2 protein-coding genes are annotated in these 1,668 nt (G+C 63.4%); one reads left to right on the forward strand and one right to left on the reverse strand.

What is annotated here, in order from left to right; genetic code table 11:
• On the reverse strand, positions 1-475 hold a 475-nt coding region (locus IBL25_RS26010), incomplete at its 3' end, for a polysaccharide biosynthesis/export family protein (protein ID WP_367615697.1).
• Positions 476-913: 438 nt separating this feature from the next.
• Here IBL25_RS26010 and IBL25_RS26015 point away from each other — a divergent pair.
• Positions 914-1,668 (forward strand): hypothetical protein (locus tag IBL25_RS26015; protein WP_187781328.1); only part of this gene is annotated, 755 nt, incomplete at its 3' end.

Raw genomic sequence — 1,668 nt, forward strand, 5'->3', positions numbered from 1 at the left:
CATCCCGCAGCAGGTCCGACAAACGCACCGGAATCACCTGCGCCGGCTGGCCGGGGGCGCCGCGGCGGATGATCTCGGCGCGGTTGCCGGCGGCATAGCGGGTCAGGCCGCGAGCGCTGATCATCACGTCCAGCACCGTCTGGCCTTCACGGTAAGGCATGCCCATCGGCTGCGCCGCCTCGCCGATCACGCGGATCTGGCGGTCCGGCGCGCCCTCAAAGGACTGCACCATCACCGTGACATTGGGCTCCAGCACATATTCCTTGAGCCGCGCCTCGATCTGCCGCGCCAGCTGGCTCGGCGTGCGGCCCGCGGCCTCGATGTCCGGCACCAGCGGCAGCGACACCCGGCCATCGGGGCGGATCGGCAGGCCATTGGCGCTCAGTTCGGGCGCCCGGTAGACAAAGACATTCAGCTTGTCGCCCGGACCCAGCAGGTAATCCTGGGCATCGGCGCTGACGGTGCGAGCCGCCACCACCGGCGGGAGCCTGTCCTGACCCGCGCAGGCGGCTAGGCCTGCCATGCACAACAGGCCCAACGTTACCTTAGTCAGACGAGACGTGATCGGCATGGCGTAACTTTACTTTCCGTCGTTGATCGGGGGCGCAACGAAAGGCCTCGCGGCCTTGCTTCCTCAACTGCAGGCGGACGTTAACAGAACAAGACGCCAGCGCAATCCAGATTTTACAGCGTCGGAGAAATATACGTTTAGAAAATCGACAGCTCACAGCCAAGTGATACTGCGGTTTTTGACACATATTAAGCACCTTATGAAAAATCTATGCTTGATAATGCCTGATTTTACACTTGATGCAAAATTCTTGTATTTCAGTAGGTCTTTCGGATTGCGATCTCAAAATGCTAACGAACGCTTTATCGAGGCCACAGGCACTCCCCCTGCGAGGTTCCCCCCATGACCAGCATGTTCGGTCACAACATCCGCTCTGAGCTGGTGGTGTTGTATCTGGCAGAAACGCTGACAGTTTTTCTGATCGTCTATGCTTTGATGACTGGCGGCATGCCGCCAGGCGTGCCCATGGACCACGGCCGCGCGCTGACGGTCGCTGGCATGCTGGCTCTTTGTTCAGGACTCGTCAGCAGCGCCAGCGGACTTTACCAGCCGCAGCTGCTGGCCGGCGCGCGCCGGGCGATTACCGGCCTCGCACTCGCCGGCGTCCTGCTGATGATGATCGCCTGGCTGGTGCTGATGGTCGTCGCCCCCACCGACTTCAGCACCTCCTTCATTATTGTCGTTGAAGTTTTACTTGGTTGTATTGCGGCCGTCATGCTGACGCGCGTGGCATTTGTTCTGCTGCTGCGCGGCGGCTTCATGCGCCGGCGGATTCTGGTCCTGCCCGGTGCCGCAAGCTCCGAGATCGCGCGCCATCCTGCCCCCGCCGCCTGGCGCGACATCTTCGAGATCGCCACCCTCCCCGCCTCCCCCGAGGCCAACGCGCTCCTGCAGGCCGAGCGGCTGCGTGCGCAGCGCGTCTGGGCTGTCGTCGCCGCCCCCGGCGAGATGAATGCCGCCACCCGCCGCGCCTGCCAGGCGGCCGGCGTGCGCGTGCTTAGTGAGGCCGAGCTGCACGAATGCACCTACAACCGCGTAGTTTGTGAAATGCTGGCGCCGGACTGGCTGCAGACGGTGCAGGCCCGGCCGGAGGGCCG

Source organism: Pseudoroseomonas ludipueritiae (genome assembly GCF_014490445.1).
GTDB classification, from domain to species: domain Bacteria; phylum Pseudomonadota; class Alphaproteobacteria; order Acetobacterales; family Acetobacteraceae; genus Pseudoroseomonas; species Pseudoroseomonas ludipueritiae.